We start from the raw sequence: 13,429 nt of genomic DNA, 5'->3' as shown, positions 1-13,429 counted from the left end.
CCGCCCGCCGCAGGTGCGGCGAGCGGGGTGCCCGGGTGCGGCGTGCGGATCAGGCGCGCGAGCCGCGACGGTTGAAGATCGACCATCCGCCGGGGCCGACGGCCAGGCCGACGACGATCAGGATGATGCCGAACAGGATGCTGCCGTTGATCAGCGTGATGATGCCGTAGATGACGAGTGCGACGGCGATGATCCAGAGCAGAAAGCCCATGGTGGTTCCTTTCGTAGGTGGACGGCGCGGAGTGCGCCGACCGGTGGTGTGCAGAGCTCAGCGCGGCGGCAGGTCGTCTCGACGGACCGCGCGCGAGCGCTGTCCGTTCGCGACGAGGCTCAGGACGATGCCGAGGGCACCGGCCGCCATGCAGATGTAGCCGACGACGACCAGGTCGACGCCGGAGATGCGGTCCTGCACGGCGAACGAGAGGATGGCGCCGAGGGCGATGAGTGCTATCGATCCACCGAAGTACATGGGAGGCCCTTCCGTTCTGCGATGCGGCCGTCTGATGACGACATCGGACGACGTGCCCCGTACCAGCGGGTTCAAACCGATCGATCGACGAACATCTATGCCAAAGGTGACAGCGCGTGTTGCCCGGGTCGGGCAGGATGGACGACATGGTGTCTCCACCGCCGCTCGCCGAGTCGACGACGGACGTCTGCACGCCCGTGCGGAGAGACCCGATGCCCGCGGCCCAGGCCGCGCTGCTGGCCGCGCGCCTGAAGGCGATCGCCGAGCCCACCCGCTTGCGTCTGCTCTCGCTGGTCGCCGCCCACGATGGCCAGGAGGCGTGCGTCTGCGACCTGACCGGGCCCGTCGACCTCTCGCAGCCGACCGTCTCCCACCACCTCAAGATCCTGGTCGCGGCGGGCCTGCTGACCCGCACCAAGCGCGGCTCGTGGGCGTTCTACGCGCTGGTCCCCGGCGCCCTCGAGGGCCTCGCCGACGTCCTGCGGTCGTCGGTGGCCGGCTCGCCGTCCTAGGCGGCCATCACTCAGCGGCGGTACACCTCGTCCTGGGTGTGCAGCAGGTCGTCGGTGTCGTCGAGCACCGTGTCGACCCAGTCGTCCGGGTCGGGTCCGAGCGGGGTGGCCTGCCGCGCGACCGCGACGACGCCGCCGATCGGGTCGATCCCGTCGGCGTCGGCCAGGCTCCTCCAGCCGTCGGCGTGGGCCAGCTGGTACAGCGCGCGGCCGAGGTGGGTCACGTCGGCCGACGCCTCGTCGTCGGTGTCGCCGGGATGCACGCGCAGGTAGGCGGCCCGTCCGGCGGCCATGACGGCGTCGGCGTCCACGACCTCGTAGTCGTGACGCTGCACGACCGAGACGACCGCGACCGGCTCTTCAGGCTCGTCCTCGTCCTCGTCGTCGTCGTCGTTGTCGACGGCGACGAACTGCTCGAGCACCAGCAGGGGGAAGCCGTAGCCCGTGTGCTCGGCCTGCGCCGTCCCGTAGGCCACGAGCGCCGCCAGCAGCTCCTCGCTGGCCCTGAAGACGGCCTCGTCGTCCCCGGCGGCCGCGATCGACGCCCGGGCGTGCTCACCGATGGCGTCCTGCAGGGACTCCGCCGCGGTGGTCAGGCGCGCGGCGCCCTCGGGCGTCCAGGTCGTGGTGTCGTCGTCCATGACGTCACCCTACGGACGGGCGTATCGTCGACGCATGACGGACTCCCTGTGGTCGTGGCGCTCGTCGCGGTCGATCCTGTCGATCGGCTCGCGGCACTCGATCCTCAGCATCGGGTCGCAGGGATCGTTCCTGTCGATCGGGTCGGTCGGCTCGTTCTGCTCCGTGGGGTCGGCGTTCTCGGCCGTGTCGGCGCTGTCGGCGCTCTCGTTCGGGTCGCGCTCCAGCGTCGGCAGCTACCGGTCGAGGTCGGGGCGCTGGACGGCGAGCTCGTCCAGCGCCATCGCGAACAGCTCGTCGACGCCGACGCCTGACGCGGCCGCCATGACGGCGACGACGCTCGAGGGGGAGTAGGAGCAGTAGAGGCTGGCCTCGAGGAACCACGGCTCGCCGTCGGGATCGATCCTCACGTCGATCAGGCTGTAGTGGCGGCACCCGAGGGCCACGTGGCACCGGCGGGCCATGTCCCACACCTTCTGGGTGACGGGGTCGTCGGTCGGCACGATCCAGGCACGTGTCCGCTCCTTCGCCACGAGGTACAGCTCGCCGTCGCCCGTGCGGTCGAGCTTGTCGGCCGGGGTGCGGACGTCGGCGACGGCGTACTCCTCGAGCGGCAGGCACACGAGCTCGCCGTCGCGCTCGATGACGCCGCACCGCACCTCGCGGCCCAGCGGCACGAACGTCTCGACCAGGGCGGCGTCGGAGTGCTCGAGTGCGCCCTCGACGGCGGCGTCGAGGTCGGACGGGTCGCGCACGAGGCTCACCCCGGCCGAGTTGTCGGCGTCGACGGGCTTGACCACGACCGGGACGTCGACGTCGACCGTCTCGCCCCGGCGCACGACGACACCGTGCGGCACGGCGACGCCCGCTGCCGCGACGACCGCCCGCGCGCGGGCCTTGTCGGCCGTCATGGCCATCACGTCGGCGCGGTTGCCGACGAACGGGATGCCGATGAGGTCGAACAGGCTGCGGTACGTCGTCATGCCGGGCAGGCAGAACATCTCCGGCACCATGACGTCGACGTCGCCCGACGTCAGCACCTCGACGGCCTCGGACAGCGACAGCTGCGGCGCGGCCGCCACGTCCGTGGGGTCGAGGCCCGACGGGAAGCACCACGCCCCGCCGGGCGACACCCACGCGATCATCGGTCGGCAGGCGTCGTCGCCGGCCAGCACGTCGAGGAATCCCTGCGCGTACACGCGCGAGAGGTCCCCGTGGAAGTCGTCGACGGGCGACCCCGCCAGGACGAGGACGGACAGGGCCATCAGTCGCCACCCTCCTCGACGAGCTTGCCGATGTTGAAGTCGATGCGCGACCACCCGCGCCCGCTCAGCAGGTTGTCGATCAGCAGCGACGGGATCTGCAGGTGGTGCACGAGCAGGTAGGGCAGCGGGTCCCACCCGGTCAGGATCGCGTCCTTGCCGGCCCCGATCGTCCGCAGCCGTGCCGCGCGACGCGGTTCCGTCAGCAGGCGCCAGGCCTCGTGGTACGTCCAGTACGTCGGTCGCGACGACCGCCGCGGCTCGATCACGGGGTGCCCGTCGTCGAGGTAGGCCGCGGCGACCGCCGGGTGGTCGTGGAACATCGTGATGGCCGAGTGCGTGCGCGGGTTGCACTCGATCGCGTACACCTCGCCGTCGCGGTCGGACTCGATGAAGTCGAACGACAGCTGACCCGTGACGCCGAGGTCCTCCACGAACGTCGTGACCCACTCGCGGATGGCGGGCTTGTCGACCATCTCGTAGTTGACCTGGAACGCCGACGACTCGCAGCAGCCGTAGACCTGCAGGTGGCCGTCGCGCACCGTCCCGTGGGTGCAGTACTCGCGGCCGCGCACGAACTCCTGCAGGATCCAAGGATCGTCCGGCGTGATGCCGAGGCCCCGCGCGAACTCGGCGTTGCGCTGCGGGGTCTCGCGGCTCAGCCGGGTCAGGTCCATGCGTCCGACGGGGTTGTAGGCGATCCGCTTGAGGATGTACTCGCGTCCGGGAGGGAAGTCGAACTCCTCGACCTGCCGGGCGTCGGTGACGCGGCGCCAGTCGGGCACGCGCAGGCCGAGCGACGCGGCGTGCTGCGAGAACGTCGACTTGTCGTCGAGCATCCGCACGGTGTCGCCGTCGCCGTGCAGCACCTCGCAGTGCTCGTCCAGCACGGCTCGTGCGTCGGCGTCGTGGATGCTCGCCGCGGGGCTGGCGACCGGGACGACGACGTCGACGCCCTCGCGTCGCACGACGTCGAGCAGGGCCTGCGCGTACCTGGGCGCGGTGGGCTCCGGCACGACGTGGAAGGCGTCGACGGCGCGCGAGAACCGGTGCCCCGTCCAGCGGTACCGCGCCGACTCCACCAGGACGACGCGGTGCCCGGCCAGGTGGAACGACCGTGCCAGCTGCAGCGACTTGGTCATCTTGCCGCCGGTCAGCAGCACCGTGCGCGGTGACGACGCCTGCGCCGTCGTCGGGCGCCGCCCGTTCGTCACCACGGCCGCGGCGGCCACCGCGAGGTCGAGCGGCAGGGTCACGGCGAGCCCACCGAGGACGGCGGAGGTCCGCAGGATCGCGCGCGCCATCAGACCCTGCGGATCAGGGTCACGCCGTCGCGCAGGGGGACGAGCACCTGCTCGACCCGCGGGTCGTCGGCGACGAGCTGGTTGAACCGCGCCACGGCGGCGCCGTTGGCCGTCGGGTCGTCGGCCCACGGCTGGCCCTGCAGCAGGGTGTTGTCGACCGCGACGACCGCGCCGGGCGCCAACAGGTCGGAGTCGAGCAGTCGCCGGTAGTACTCGGCGTAGCCGGTCTTGTCGGCGTCGACGAACACCAGGTCGAAGGGGCCCTCGAGACGGTCGAGCGTCTCGACCGCCGAGCCGACCTCGATCGTCACGGCCGCGCCGGCGGGGGAGAGGTCGAGCCACTCGCGGGCCAGGCCCGCGACGTAGGGGTCGACCTCGCACGCCACGACCTCGCCGCCCTCCGGCAGCGCCTCGGCGATCGCGAGGGCCGAGTAGCCCGTGAACATGCCGATCTCGAGCACGCGGCGCGCCCGCAGCATCCGCACGAGGAACGCCAGGAAGCGACCCTCGACGTGCCCCGACAGCATCTCCTGCTCGAGCGGGCCCGATCCCGACACGACCTCGCGCGACGCCCACGGGGCCTCACGCGTGCGGCGCGCGAGCTCGGCCAGGTCGGCCGACTCCGGCGACGTGCACCGGTCGAGGTACGGGTCGAGGCCGCCCGCGAGGTCGCGGGCGCGTCGCAGCCGCGCGACGACGTCGGCCGGCACCCCGTCCCCGAGCCGGTCCGCGATCTCGTCGAGCTCGCGGGCGAGGATCGTGGTCGGGGTGACGGGACGCGGCGCCGGTGGGACGGCCTCGGTCACTGCTCGGCCGTGAACATGTCGATGCCGGCGCCCTCGCGGTCGAAGCCGAGGCAGACCTTCTTGTGCAGCGTCAGCGCGTCGGTGAGCTCGCTGACGTCGAGGTCGTTGAGGAAGTGGCACTGGCCGATCGGGTCGGGCACGGCGGCGCGCAGGAGCCCGTCGCGCGTCTTGAGGATCGACGCCGTGGCCTCCTCGAGCAGCTCCGCGGTCAGGTGGGGGCTGTCGAGCGCGAGACCCAGGGCGCTCATGACGCCGAGCACGCGGTCGCGGTCGGCGGTCGACAGCAGCCCGCGCTGCTCGGCCACCGTCGTCGACAGCGCCATGTCGATGTTGATCGCGTGACCGTGGAAGAACGGCGCCGGTGGCGACAGCTCGAGCGTGGGGCTCCACGTGTGGCCGAACGCGATGACCCGGTCGAGGTCGAGCTCGTGCAGGTTCGGCGTCTCGAGCTCGAGCATCGTCGCGATCGCCGAGTACGTCAGGCGGTGCGCGACCTCGCGGAGCTCCTGCGTGCCGTCCAGGTGGCCGAAGCGCGTCCGCAGCAGCTCGGGACCGTGCTGCTCGAGCATCTCGAAGATCTCGAGGTTGCCGACGACGGCGATCTTGATGAGCTCGGCCATGCCGTTGCGCACCTGGTCCTCGGGCAGCGTCGCCAGGAACGAGAAGTCGAGCAGGACGGTCGACGACGCGTGGTACGCGCCGAGCCGGTTCTTGTTCTTGCCGTGGTTGACCGCGACCTTGATCGACACGCTGGCGTCGATCAGGCCGATCAGCGTCGTCGGGATGCGGATGTACGGCGTGCTGCGGCGGTAGCTCGCGCACGCGAATCCCGCGACGTCGGTCGTCAGACCGCCGCCGACGACGAGGACGGGCTCGGTGCGCACGAGGCCGAAGCGCTCGAACTCGCCGACGATGTACTCGAACGTCTCGAGCGACTTGGCTGTCTCGCGGATCTGCACCGGCACGAGGGTCAGTGCGATGTCGTGGTGGGCGAAGTACGCCTCGATCCGGTCGCCGTACAGCGACAGCACCGACTCGTCGACGACCATCAGGGTGCGGCCGTACGGGCGGTAGGCGTCGGCGAGCTGGAGGTTCTCGACGTCGAACACGCCGTCGACGTAGACCAGGTCGTACTCGATGCGTTCGTACCCCTCGACGCTGAACGAGCGGTCGTCGGCGGTGACGCGGGCTTGCATGGAGCTCATGGATGTCCTTCGGGAGTCAGGCGGCGATCAGGCCGCGGACGTGGGTCGGGTCGAGCTGGGTGACGGTCTCGGCGGCCGTGCCGAAGTCCCCGTCCGCGGTGTTCTCGTTCGGGAAGGCGACGCACGTGACCGACGCCGCCGCGGCCGCGCGCACGCCGCCCTCGTTGTCCTCGATCGCGACGCACGAGCCCGGCTCCTCGCCGAGGCTCTCGAGCGCGTGGCGGTACGCAGCCGGGTCGGGCTTGCCGGCGTCGACGGACGAGGCGTCGACGATGACGTCGAACGAGTCGGCCGTCAGCGCGGGCGACAGCGCGGCCAGCAGGGCGTCGATGTTCTCGCGCGAGGTGGTCGTGACGAAGCCGACCTTCACGTCGTCGGCCCGGGCGGCCTCGATGGTCTCGACGACCCCCGGACGGGCCGAGACGCCCGACCCGGCCAGCAGGTCCTGGAAGATCTGCGACTTCGTGGCGTGCACGGCGGCGGCGTCGACCTCGACGCCCTGCGAGCGCGCGTACTCCGCGATGCGGTCGGCACCGCCGTTCGAGCCGAGCATCGAGACGTAGTCGTCGCGGCTCCAGCTCCAGTCGAGGTCGTGGGCGCTGAACGCCTCGTTGAACGAGCGGCGCTGCAGCTCGGAGGTGTCGGCGAGCGTGCTGATGGAACCGAACAGGATGGCGGACATGAAGGGCCTTTCGGGCGACGTTCCGGGTCTAGTTGAACTCACCGTACGGTAGCGAACAGAAAGTGCAATAGGAGAACGCAGCGCGATCTAGTACCTTCACTCGGACGAGATCTCCGGGAGGTGGCCAGCGTGGTGCAGAAGTCGCAGCGACGCGGCGACGCCGACGACGTCCGGGTGGCCCGTACCCGCCATGACGTCGCTCACACGGCCCTGAAGGTCCTGACGCGCGAGGGGTGGGAGGCGCTGTCGCACGCGCACGTCGCCGCCTCGGCCGGCTACTCGCGCACGACCCTCTACACGCACTGGCCGCAGAAGATCGACCTCGTGGTGCTGGCGCTCGACGCCGTCCGCGACATGCCGCACGACGAGCGCACCGGCGACGTCGAGACCGACCTCGTCGCGGAGCTGACGACGTTCCGTCGCGGCATCGTCGAGCTCCGGCTCGACAAGGTGCTGATGGCGCTGGCGCAGTGGGGCGCGACGGTCGACGAGGTCGCCGCGATCCGCGACCGGGTCGTGGAGGACGGCGAGAGCGTCGTGCGCGAGGTGCTGGCCGACGTCGCGGAGGGCGCCGAGCTCGAGGCCGCCGTCGCGATGCTGTCAGGAGCCGTCGTGTGCCCCGTGCTGATGCACGACACGCTGCCGTCCGACGACCTGATCCGGCACGCGGTGCGGATCGTCCTGCGAGGCCTGGGTCAGACCGTCAGCACGAGCCCGGCCGCGAACACCAGGTAGAAGCCACCCGCGTAGAGCAGCTTCGTCGCGGTGAACGAGCGGTGGCGCACGGCCCACAGCAGGTAGGCCACCGACGCGAGCGTCGCGAAGCCCGCGAGCATCAGCGGGGTGTCGAACTTCCACGTCGTGAATCCGATGCCGATCGCGGACGGCACGGTGGCCTGGATCATCATCGAGCCGGAGATGTTGGCGAGCGCGAGGTTGGCCTTGCCCTGACGCACCCAGATGATCGCGTTCATGATCTCGGGCAGCTCGGTCGCGATCGGCGAGAGCAGCAGCGCGACGACGACGGCCGGCAGCCCGAGGGCCGGTCCGGCCCACTCGAGCTGCTCGACGAAGACCTGCGAGGCCGCGAAGATCACGACGAGCGAGCCGACGGTCTGCAGCACGACCGGCAGGGTGCCGGGCTTGGCGGCCCTGGGGCGCAGCTTCAGCGGCTCGAGGTCGTCGGCCGACGCGGCATCGCCGTCATCGGTCATCTCCTTGTAGAAGTAGACGCCGTACGCCACGAGGAACAGCAGGCCGAGCCACGGCTTGATCGCGAAGGCGACCAGACCCAGGGCGACCTTGACCGCGAAGATGCACAGGAACCAGACCTGGTCGCGGGCGAGACGCTCGGTGTCGATGCCCTCGTCGTCGCGCAGATCGGTGCCCGGAGCGTCCTGCCGGCCGGCCAGCGCCATGGCGCGCTTCCTGCGGAAGCGCAGGAACAGCATGCCGCCCGTGACGGCGTACGCGATGGTGCCGACGACCAGCGGTCCGCCCATCGCCGCGCCCACCGCGATGTCGTTGCCGTTCTCCTCGCTGCCGAACAGCACCGCCATCAGCGTCACGACCGACTCGGGCAGCGCCGTTCCGGCCGCTGCCAGGATCGTGCCGACCGCCATGCCGCCGACCTTCAGGCGGACGCCGAGCCACTCGATCGCGTTGACGAACCACTCGCACGACAGGTAGATCGCGACGGCGCAGACGACCAGCAGGAGCACGTGAATCATGTCGACGACGCTAGGGTCGCGCGCGGCGCCCGCAAACGTCGTCGTCCCAACTGCAGAGTTCGGAGTTCCGAACTCTGCCCGCGCGAGCGGCTAGGCGGGCGTCCCGACGTGCTGGCACGCGGCGTAGTGGCAGCCCGTCGACGTCGCGTCGACGCCCGGGGGAGCGTCGGCGACCCACAGCGCCGCGACGGCCTGCACGCCGAGGTCGAGGGGCGTCGCCTTGTCGGTGGACGCGATCGAGACCTCCGTGGCACCCCCGAACGGCTTGAGCCCCGTGACCGTGAGCCCGACGTCGAGCACCACACCGTGATCGGCGAACCAGCGCAGCAGCTCGGGGTCCTCGTCGTCGATGCGCGCGACGACGCCGCTCGCGCCCTCGTCGAGCTCGCCGAGCGGGCGCGCCGCCGGCAGGTGCAGGACGCCCGCGGCGGTCGGGATCGCGTCGCCGTGCGGATCGCGCCACGGGTGACCGAGACGGCGGTCCATGCGGTCGAGCATCAGGTCGGAGATCGCGTGCTCCAGCACCTCGGCCTCGTCGTGCACCTCGTCCCAGCCGTAGTCGAGGGCCGTCACGAGGTACGTCTCGACGAGGCGGTGGCGGCGCACCATCTGCAGGGCCCGCGCGAGGCCGGCGGGCGTCAGGTCGACGTTGCCGTAGCGTTCGTGCTCGACCAGGCCGTCGTCGGTGAGGCGGCGCACCATCTCCGAGACCGACGACGTCGACGCCCGCAGGCGGGCCGCGATGTCGCCGACGGTGCGCGCGGAGGCGTCCCACTCGCCCACCGAGAAGATCGCCTTCAGGCAGTCCTCGACCGCAACCACATTGCGTCTGTTGGCCACCCCGAGAGGATACCGGCACGGGGATCGTGCCCCTCGATGGGAGACTCACGCCATGGAAACCGTGCGTGCGTTCGTCTACTACCGCGAGAACTACCTCATGGGTGTCGCCCGCCCCGGGGCACTGTCGTCCGACGGCAGCCACCTCACCCTCCAGTCGAACGACCTGCAGGTCGTCTGGCAGGCGCCGGTGGGCGACGTCCGGGTCAAGAAGGGCATGGGCATCCTGACCGTCAGCATCAAGGGCGAGAAGGCGTCGATCCTCACGGCGGTCGGCGGCAGGACGTCACCCCGGCCGTCCGACGAGCTCACGGCGCTGCTCGAGTCGGGTCATGGGATCGCCGACGCTCCGTCGGTCAGGGACGCGCAGTACGTCTCGTGGCGGGGGATGCCGAGCGTCGGGGCCTACGCCCAGGGGCAGAAGGCGCTGCGCGAGCTCTTCGCGTCGCTCGGCGTCCTGGACTGAAACCCGCGGGTGGAGCGTCCTCCAGCGTTGCGTGCCGGAGTAGCGTCGAGACGTGACCTCTCCCACCGAGACCTCCTCCACCGTCAACGTCCCGGCCCCCTGCACGGTCGGCGAGCTGCGCGCGTCCGGACACGTGCAGAAGACCCTGCGGGTCGAGCTGCGCGACAACCTGCTCGCGGCGCTCCGCGAGGGGCGCGACCCGTGGCCCGGGCTGCACGGCTTCGAGTCCACCGTGATCCCGCAGCTCGAGCGAGCCCTCATCGCGGGACACGACATCGTCCTGCTGGGCGAGCGCGGCCAGGGCAAGACGCGCCTGCTGCGCACCATGGTCGGCCTGCTCGACGAGTGGTCGCCCGTCATCGACGGCTCCGAGCTCGGTGAGCACCCCTTCGAGCCCATCACGGTCGGCAGCCGGCGGCGTGCCGCCGAGCTCGGCGACGACCTGCCCGTCGCGTGGCGCACGCGCGACGAGCGCTACGCCGAGAAGCTCGCGACGCCCGACACGTCCGTCGCCGACCTGATCGGCGACGTCGACCCCATGAAGGTCGCCGAGGGTCGCAGCCTGGGCGACCCCGAGACGATCCACTTCGGGCTCATCCCGCGCAGCCACCGCGGCATCGTCGCGATCAACGAGCTGCCCGACCTGGCCGAGCGCATCCAGGTCGCGATGCTCAACGTCATGGAGGAGCGCGACATCCAGATCCGCGGCTACGTGCTGCGGCTCCCGCTCGACGTCCTGGTCGTCGCGAGCGCGAACCCCGAGGACTACACCAACCGCGGTCGCATCATCACTCCGCTGAAGGACCGCTTCGGCGCCGAGATCCGCACGCACTACCCGACCGAGCTGGTCGACGAGGTCGCCGTCATCCGGCAGGAGGCCGACCTGGTCGCCGAGGTGCCCGATCACCTCATCGAGATCCTGGCCCGCTTCACCCGTGCGCTGCGCGAGTCGTCCGCGGTCGACCAGCGCAGCGGCGTGAGCGCCCGGTTCGCGATCGCGGGCGCCGAGACGATCGCCGCCGCGGCGATCCACCGCGCGACGCGCCAGGGCGAGGACGAGGCCGTCGCCCGTCCGGTCGACCTCGAGACCGCGGTCGACGTGCTGGGCGGCAAGATCGAGTTCGAGTCGGGCGAGGAGGGACGCGAGGACGAGATCCTCGACCACCTGCTGCGCACCGCGACGGCCCAGACCGTCCGCGAGCACTTCCGCGGCGTCGACCTCTCGCTGCTGGTCGAGGCGATCGAGACCGGCGCGATGGTGACGACGGGCGAGCAGGTCACGGCCCGCGACTTCCTCACCGGGCTGCCGGTCCTGGGGGAGTCCGAGCTGTACGACGAGGTCTGCGACCGTCTCGGCGCGACCAACGACGGCCAGCGCGCCGGCGCGATCGAGCTGGCGCTCGAGGGCCTGTACCTGTCGCGCCGGATCAGCAAGGACAGCGGCGGCGGCGACACGATCTATGGCTAGGGCCAACCGGCGCCTCACCCGGGCGTCCCGCTACGGCCGGTACGTCGACGGTCCCGATCCGCTGGCACCGCCGGTCGACCTGTCCGAGGCCCTCGACCAGATCGGCGAGGACGTCATGGCGGGCTACTCGCCCGAGCGGGCGATGCGCGAGTTCCTGCGACGCGGCGGACGCGACCAGGCCGGTCTGGACGACCTCGCGCGCCGGGTGCAGGACAAGCGCCGCGAGCTCGCCCAGAAGCACAACCTCGACGGCACGCTGCAGGAGATCAAGGAGCTGCTCGACCGCGCGGTGCTCACCGAGCGCAAGCAGCTGGCCCGCGACGTCGACCTGGACGACGCCGACCGCACGCTGGCCGAGATGCAGCTCGACCACCTGCCGGCGTCCCCGGCGGCTGCCGTCAGCGAGCTCAACGGCTACCGGTGGCAGAGCAGCGAGGCGCGCGAGGACTTCGAGAAGATCAAGGACCTGCTGGGTCGCGAGATGCTCGACCAGCGCTTCGCCGGCATGAAGAACGCCCTCGAGAACGCGACCGACGACGACCGCGCCGCGATCAACGAGATGCTCGACGACCTCAACCGGCTGCTCGAGTCGCACCGGTCCGGGGAGGGCACCCAGGAGCAGTTCGACGAGTTCATGGCCCAGCACGGCGAGTTCTTCCCGGAGGACCCCCAGACGATCGACGAGCTGCTCGACGCCCTCGCCCAGCGGTCGGCCGCGGCGCAGCGCATGCGCAACTCGATGACCGCCGAGCAGCGGGCCGAGCTCGACGGCCTCGCGCAGCAGGCCTTCGGGTCGCCCGAGCTGATGCAGTCGCTGGCGCAGCTCGACGGCAACCTGCAGGCGATGCGTCCCGGCGAGGACTGGGGCGGCTCCGAGCGCATGGACGGCCAGGAGGGGCTGGGCCTCGGCGACGGCACCGGTGTCTTCCAGGACATCGCCGACCTCGACGAGCTCGCCGAGCAGCTCGCGCAGTCGTACGACGGCTCGCGCATGGACGACCTCGACCTCGACAAGCTCTCGCGCCAGCTCGGCGACGAGGCCGCCGTCGACGCCCGCACCCTGCAGCAGCTCGAGAAGGCGCTGCGCGACTCCGGCACGCTCAAGCGCGGCTCCGACGGTCAGCTCAAGCTGACGCCCAAGGCCATGCGCCAGCTCGGCAAGGCGCTGCTGCGCGACGTCGCCGACAAGATGTCGGGACGCCAGGGGGCCCGCGACGTCCGCCAGTCGGGAGCCGCCGGCGAGCGCTCGGGGGCCACGCGCGAGTGGGCGTTCGGCGACACCGAGCCGTGGGACGTCACGCGCACCGTCACGAACGCCCTGACCCGCACCGCCGGCGAGGGCGGGGCGACCGGCGGCGGCGTGCGCATCGAGATCGGCGACGTCGAGGTGCAGGAGACCGAGGCGCGCACCCAGGCGTGCGTCGCGCTGCTGGTCGACACGTCGTTCTCGATGGCGATGGACGGCCGCTGGGTGCCGATGAAGCGCACCGCGCTGGCGCTGCACACCCTGATCAAGAGCCGCTTCCGCGGCGACGACCTGCAGCTCATCGCGTTCGGCCGGCACGCCGAGGTCATGGACATCGAGCAGCTCACGGGGCTCGACGCGATGTACGCCAAGGGCACCAACCTGCACCACGCCCTGCTCTTGGCGAACCGACACTTCCGCAAGCACCCGAACGCCCAGCCGGTGCTGCTGATCGTGACGGACGGCGAGCCGACGTCGCACCTCGAGAGCAGCGGCGAGGTCTACTTCGAGTACCCGCCGCACCCGCTGACGGTCGCGTACGCCGTCCGCGAGCTCGACAACGCGACGCGCCTGGGCGCCCAGACGACGTTCTTCCGCCTCGGGGAGGACCCGGGCCTGGCCCGGTTCGTCCAGCAGATGGCGACGCGGGCCGGCGGCACGGTCGTGGCACCCGAGCTCGACGACCTGGGCGCCGCCGTCGTCGGCTCGTACCTGGGCTCGCGAGGACCGCGCGGCGGGTCGGGCGGCTTCGGCGACGTGCTCGGCGGCGGCCGGGGCTTCTGGGCCGGCTGAGCCGGACGGCC

General features: G+C 71.4%; 16 protein-coding genes. 6 read left to right on the top strand and 10 right to left on the bottom strand.

Annotation, left to right across the window (positions count from 1 at the left end; all coding sequences use genetic code 11):
- Positions 1 to 49: 49 nt before the first annotated feature.
- Together ASD10_RS19195 and ASD10_RS11945 are read right to left on the bottom strand one after the other, a co-directional pair.
- Entirely contained in the window at positions 50 to 211 is a 162-nt protein-coding gene (locus ASD10_RS19195; RefSeq protein WP_200938261.1) for a GPGG-motif small membrane protein, read from the bottom strand.
- Between the two features lie 57 nt (positions 212 to 268).
- Entirely contained in the window at positions 269 to 469 is a 201-nt protein-coding gene (locus tag ASD10_RS11945) for a DUF6458 family protein (RefSeq protein ID WP_056608675.1), read from the bottom strand.
- A 146-nt stretch (positions 470 to 615) separates the two neighbouring features.
- On the opposite strand from ASD10_RS11945, the gene ASD10_RS11940 reads away from it, so the two are divergent.
- The gene (locus tag ASD10_RS11940; protein WP_056610226.1) at positions 616 to 981 is read left to right on the top strand and encodes a helix-turn-helix transcriptional regulator; all 366 of its coding nucleotides are present in this window, start codon (positions 616 to 618) and stop codon (positions 979 to 981) included.
- Between the two features lie 11 nt (positions 982 to 992).
- On the opposite strand, the gene ASD10_RS11935 is transcribed toward ASD10_RS11940, so the two are convergent.
- Positions 993 to 1,622 (bottom strand): hypothetical protein, encoded by a 630-nt coding sequence (locus ASD10_RS11935; protein WP_056608673.1) that lies wholly within the window; start codon positions 1,620 to 1,622, stop codon positions 993 to 995.
- A gap of 34 nt (positions 1,623 to 1,656) precedes the next feature.
- Between ASD10_RS11935 and ASD10_RS19190 the strand changes: the two genes are divergently transcribed.
- The gene (locus ASD10_RS19190; protein ID WP_200938260.1) at positions 1,657 to 1,974 is read left to right on the top strand and encodes a hypothetical protein; all 318 of its coding nucleotides are present in this window, start codon (positions 1,657 to 1,659) and stop codon (positions 1,972 to 1,974) included.
- Here ASD10_RS19190 and ASD10_RS11930 read toward each other — a convergent pair.
- The 5 genes from ASD10_RS11930 to ASD10_RS11910 are packed head-to-tail and all read right to left on the bottom strand — an operon-like array spanning position 1,857 to position 6,879.
- Entirely contained in the window at positions 1,857 to 2,885 is a 1,029-nt protein-coding gene (locus ASD10_RS11930; RefSeq protein ID WP_056608670.1) for a D-alanine--D-alanine ligase, read from the bottom strand. The genes ASD10_RS19190 and ASD10_RS11930 overlap by 118 nt on opposite strands.
- Positions 2,885 to 4,186 (bottom strand): ATP-grasp enzyme, encoded by a 1,302-nt coding sequence (locus tag ASD10_RS11925; RefSeq protein ID WP_056608667.1) that lies wholly within the window; start codon positions 4,184 to 4,186, stop codon positions 2,885 to 2,887. Before ASD10_RS11925 ends, ASD10_RS11930 begins: the two co-directional genes overlap by 1 nt.
- Positions 4,186 to 4,992, bottom strand: a complete 807-nt coding sequence (locus tag ASD10_RS11920) for an O-methyltransferase (RefSeq protein WP_056608665.1) — start codon at positions 4,990 to 4,992, stop codon at positions 4,186 to 4,188. The genes ASD10_RS11925 and ASD10_RS11920 overlap by 1 nt, the downstream gene beginning before the upstream one ends.
- Positions 4,989 to 6,197, bottom strand: coding sequence for a sedoheptulose 7-phosphate cyclase (locus tag ASD10_RS11915; RefSeq protein WP_056608661.1), 1,209 nt, complete (start codon positions 6,195 to 6,197; stop codon positions 4,989 to 4,991). Before ASD10_RS11915 ends, ASD10_RS11920 begins: the two co-directional genes overlap by 4 nt.
- A gap of 16 nt (positions 6,198 to 6,213) precedes the next feature.
- On the bottom strand, positions 6,214 to 6,879 hold the full coding sequence (locus ASD10_RS11910) for an HAD family phosphatase (RefSeq protein ID WP_056608656.1): 666 nt from the start codon (positions 6,877 to 6,879) through the stop codon (positions 6,214 to 6,216).
- A gap of 129 nt (positions 6,880 to 7,008) precedes the next feature.
- Here ASD10_RS11910 and ASD10_RS11905 point away from each other — a divergent pair, with 129 nt between their 5' ends.
- Complete coding sequence (locus ASD10_RS11905) at positions 7,009 to 7,614, top strand: TetR/AcrR family transcriptional regulator (protein WP_162248851.1); 606 nt, start codon at positions 7,009 to 7,011, stop codon at positions 7,612 to 7,614.
- Here ASD10_RS11905 and ASD10_RS11900 read toward each other — a convergent pair.
- The gene (locus ASD10_RS11900; RefSeq protein ID WP_056608651.1) at positions 7,575 to 8,609 is read right to left on the bottom strand and encodes a sodium:calcium antiporter; all 1,035 of its coding nucleotides are present in this window, start codon (positions 8,607 to 8,609) and stop codon (positions 7,575 to 7,577) included. The two genes, ASD10_RS11905 and ASD10_RS11900, sit on opposite strands and share 40 nt — an antisense overlap.
- Before the next feature lie 90 nt (positions 8,610 to 8,699).
- Entirely contained in the window at positions 8,700 to 9,449 is a 750-nt protein-coding gene (locus ASD10_RS11895; protein ID WP_056608647.1) for a metal-dependent transcriptional regulator, read from the bottom strand.
- A 52-nt stretch (positions 9,450 to 9,501) separates the two neighbouring features.
- On the opposite strand from ASD10_RS11895, the gene ASD10_RS11890 reads away from it, so the two are divergent.
- The 3 genes from ASD10_RS11890 to ASD10_RS11880 are packed head-to-tail and all read left to right on the top strand — an operon-like array spanning position 9,502 to position 13,418.
- Positions 9,502 to 9,912, top strand: a complete 411-nt coding sequence (locus tag ASD10_RS11890; protein ID WP_157432564.1) for a hypothetical protein — start codon at positions 9,502 to 9,504, stop codon at positions 9,910 to 9,912.
- A gap of 52 nt (positions 9,913 to 9,964) precedes the next feature.
- Complete coding sequence (locus ASD10_RS11885) at positions 9,965 to 11,380, top strand: hypothetical protein (RefSeq protein ID WP_056608639.1); 1,416 nt, start codon at positions 9,965 to 9,967, stop codon at positions 11,378 to 11,380.
- The gene (locus ASD10_RS11880) at positions 11,373 to 13,418 is read left to right on the top strand and encodes a VWA domain-containing protein (RefSeq protein WP_056608636.1); all 2,046 of its coding nucleotides are present in this window, start codon (positions 11,373 to 11,375) and stop codon (positions 13,416 to 13,418) included. The genes ASD10_RS11885 and ASD10_RS11880 overlap by 8 nt, the downstream gene beginning before the upstream one ends.
- Positions 13,419 to 13,429 lie beyond the last annotated feature (11 nt).

The sequence above is a fragment of the Aeromicrobium sp. Root472D3 genome (genome assembly GCF_001426485.1).
GTDB lineage: Bacteria > Actinomycetota > Actinomycetes > Propionibacteriales > Nocardioidaceae > Aeromicrobium.
This window is presented reverse-complemented; position numbering and strand designations above follow the sequence as displayed.

What these genes read in the sequence shown, in the direction of transcription:
- ASD10_RS11925 (WP_056608667.1), bottom strand. Translation starts at nt 4,186, where the DNA reads ATGGCGCGCGCGATCCTGCGGACCTCCGCCGTCCTCGGTGGGCTCGCC.
- ASD10_RS11930 (WP_056608670.1), bottom strand. Translation starts at nt 2,885, where the DNA reads ATGGCCCTGTCCGTCCTCGTCCTGGCGGGGTCGCCCGTCGACGACTTC.
- ASD10_RS11945 (WP_056608675.1), bottom strand. Translation starts at nt 469, where the DNA reads ATGTACTTCGGTGGATCGATAGCACTCATCGCCCTCGGCGCCATCCTC.
- ASD10_RS11915 (WP_056608661.1), bottom strand. Translation starts at nt 6,197, where the DNA reads ATGAGCTCCATGCAAGCCCGCGTCACCGCCGACGACCGCTCGTTCAGC.
- ASD10_RS11935 (WP_056608673.1), bottom strand. Translation starts at nt 1,622, where the DNA reads ATGGACGACGACACCACGACCTGGACGCCCGAGGGCGCCGCGCGCCTG.
- ASD10_RS19195 (WP_200938261.1), bottom strand. Translation starts at nt 211, where the DNA reads ATGGGCTTTCTGCTCTGGATCATCGCCGTCGCACTCGTCATCTACGGC.
- ASD10_RS19190 (WP_200938260.1), top strand. Translation starts at nt 1,657, where the DNA reads ATGACGGACTCCCTGTGGTCGTGGCGCTCGTCGCGGTCGATCCTGTCG.
- ASD10_RS11910 (WP_056608656.1), bottom strand. Translation starts at nt 6,879, where the DNA reads ATGTCCGCCATCCTGTTCGGTTCCATCAGCACGCTCGCCGACACCTCC.
- ASD10_RS11880 (WP_056608636.1), top strand. Translation starts at nt 11,373, where the DNA reads ATGGCTAGGGCCAACCGGCGCCTCACCCGGGCGTCCCGCTACGGCCGG.
- ASD10_RS11890 (WP_157432564.1), top strand. Translation starts at nt 9,502, where the DNA reads ATGGAAACCGTGCGTGCGTTCGTCTACTACCGCGAGAACTACCTCATG.
- ASD10_RS11940 (WP_056610226.1), top strand. Translation starts at nt 616, where the DNA reads ATGGTGTCTCCACCGCCGCTCGCCGAGTCGACGACGGACGTCTGCACG.
- ASD10_RS11900 (WP_056608651.1), bottom strand. Translation starts at nt 8,609, where the DNA reads ATGATTCACGTGCTCCTGCTGGTCGTCTGCGCCGTCGCGATCTACCTG.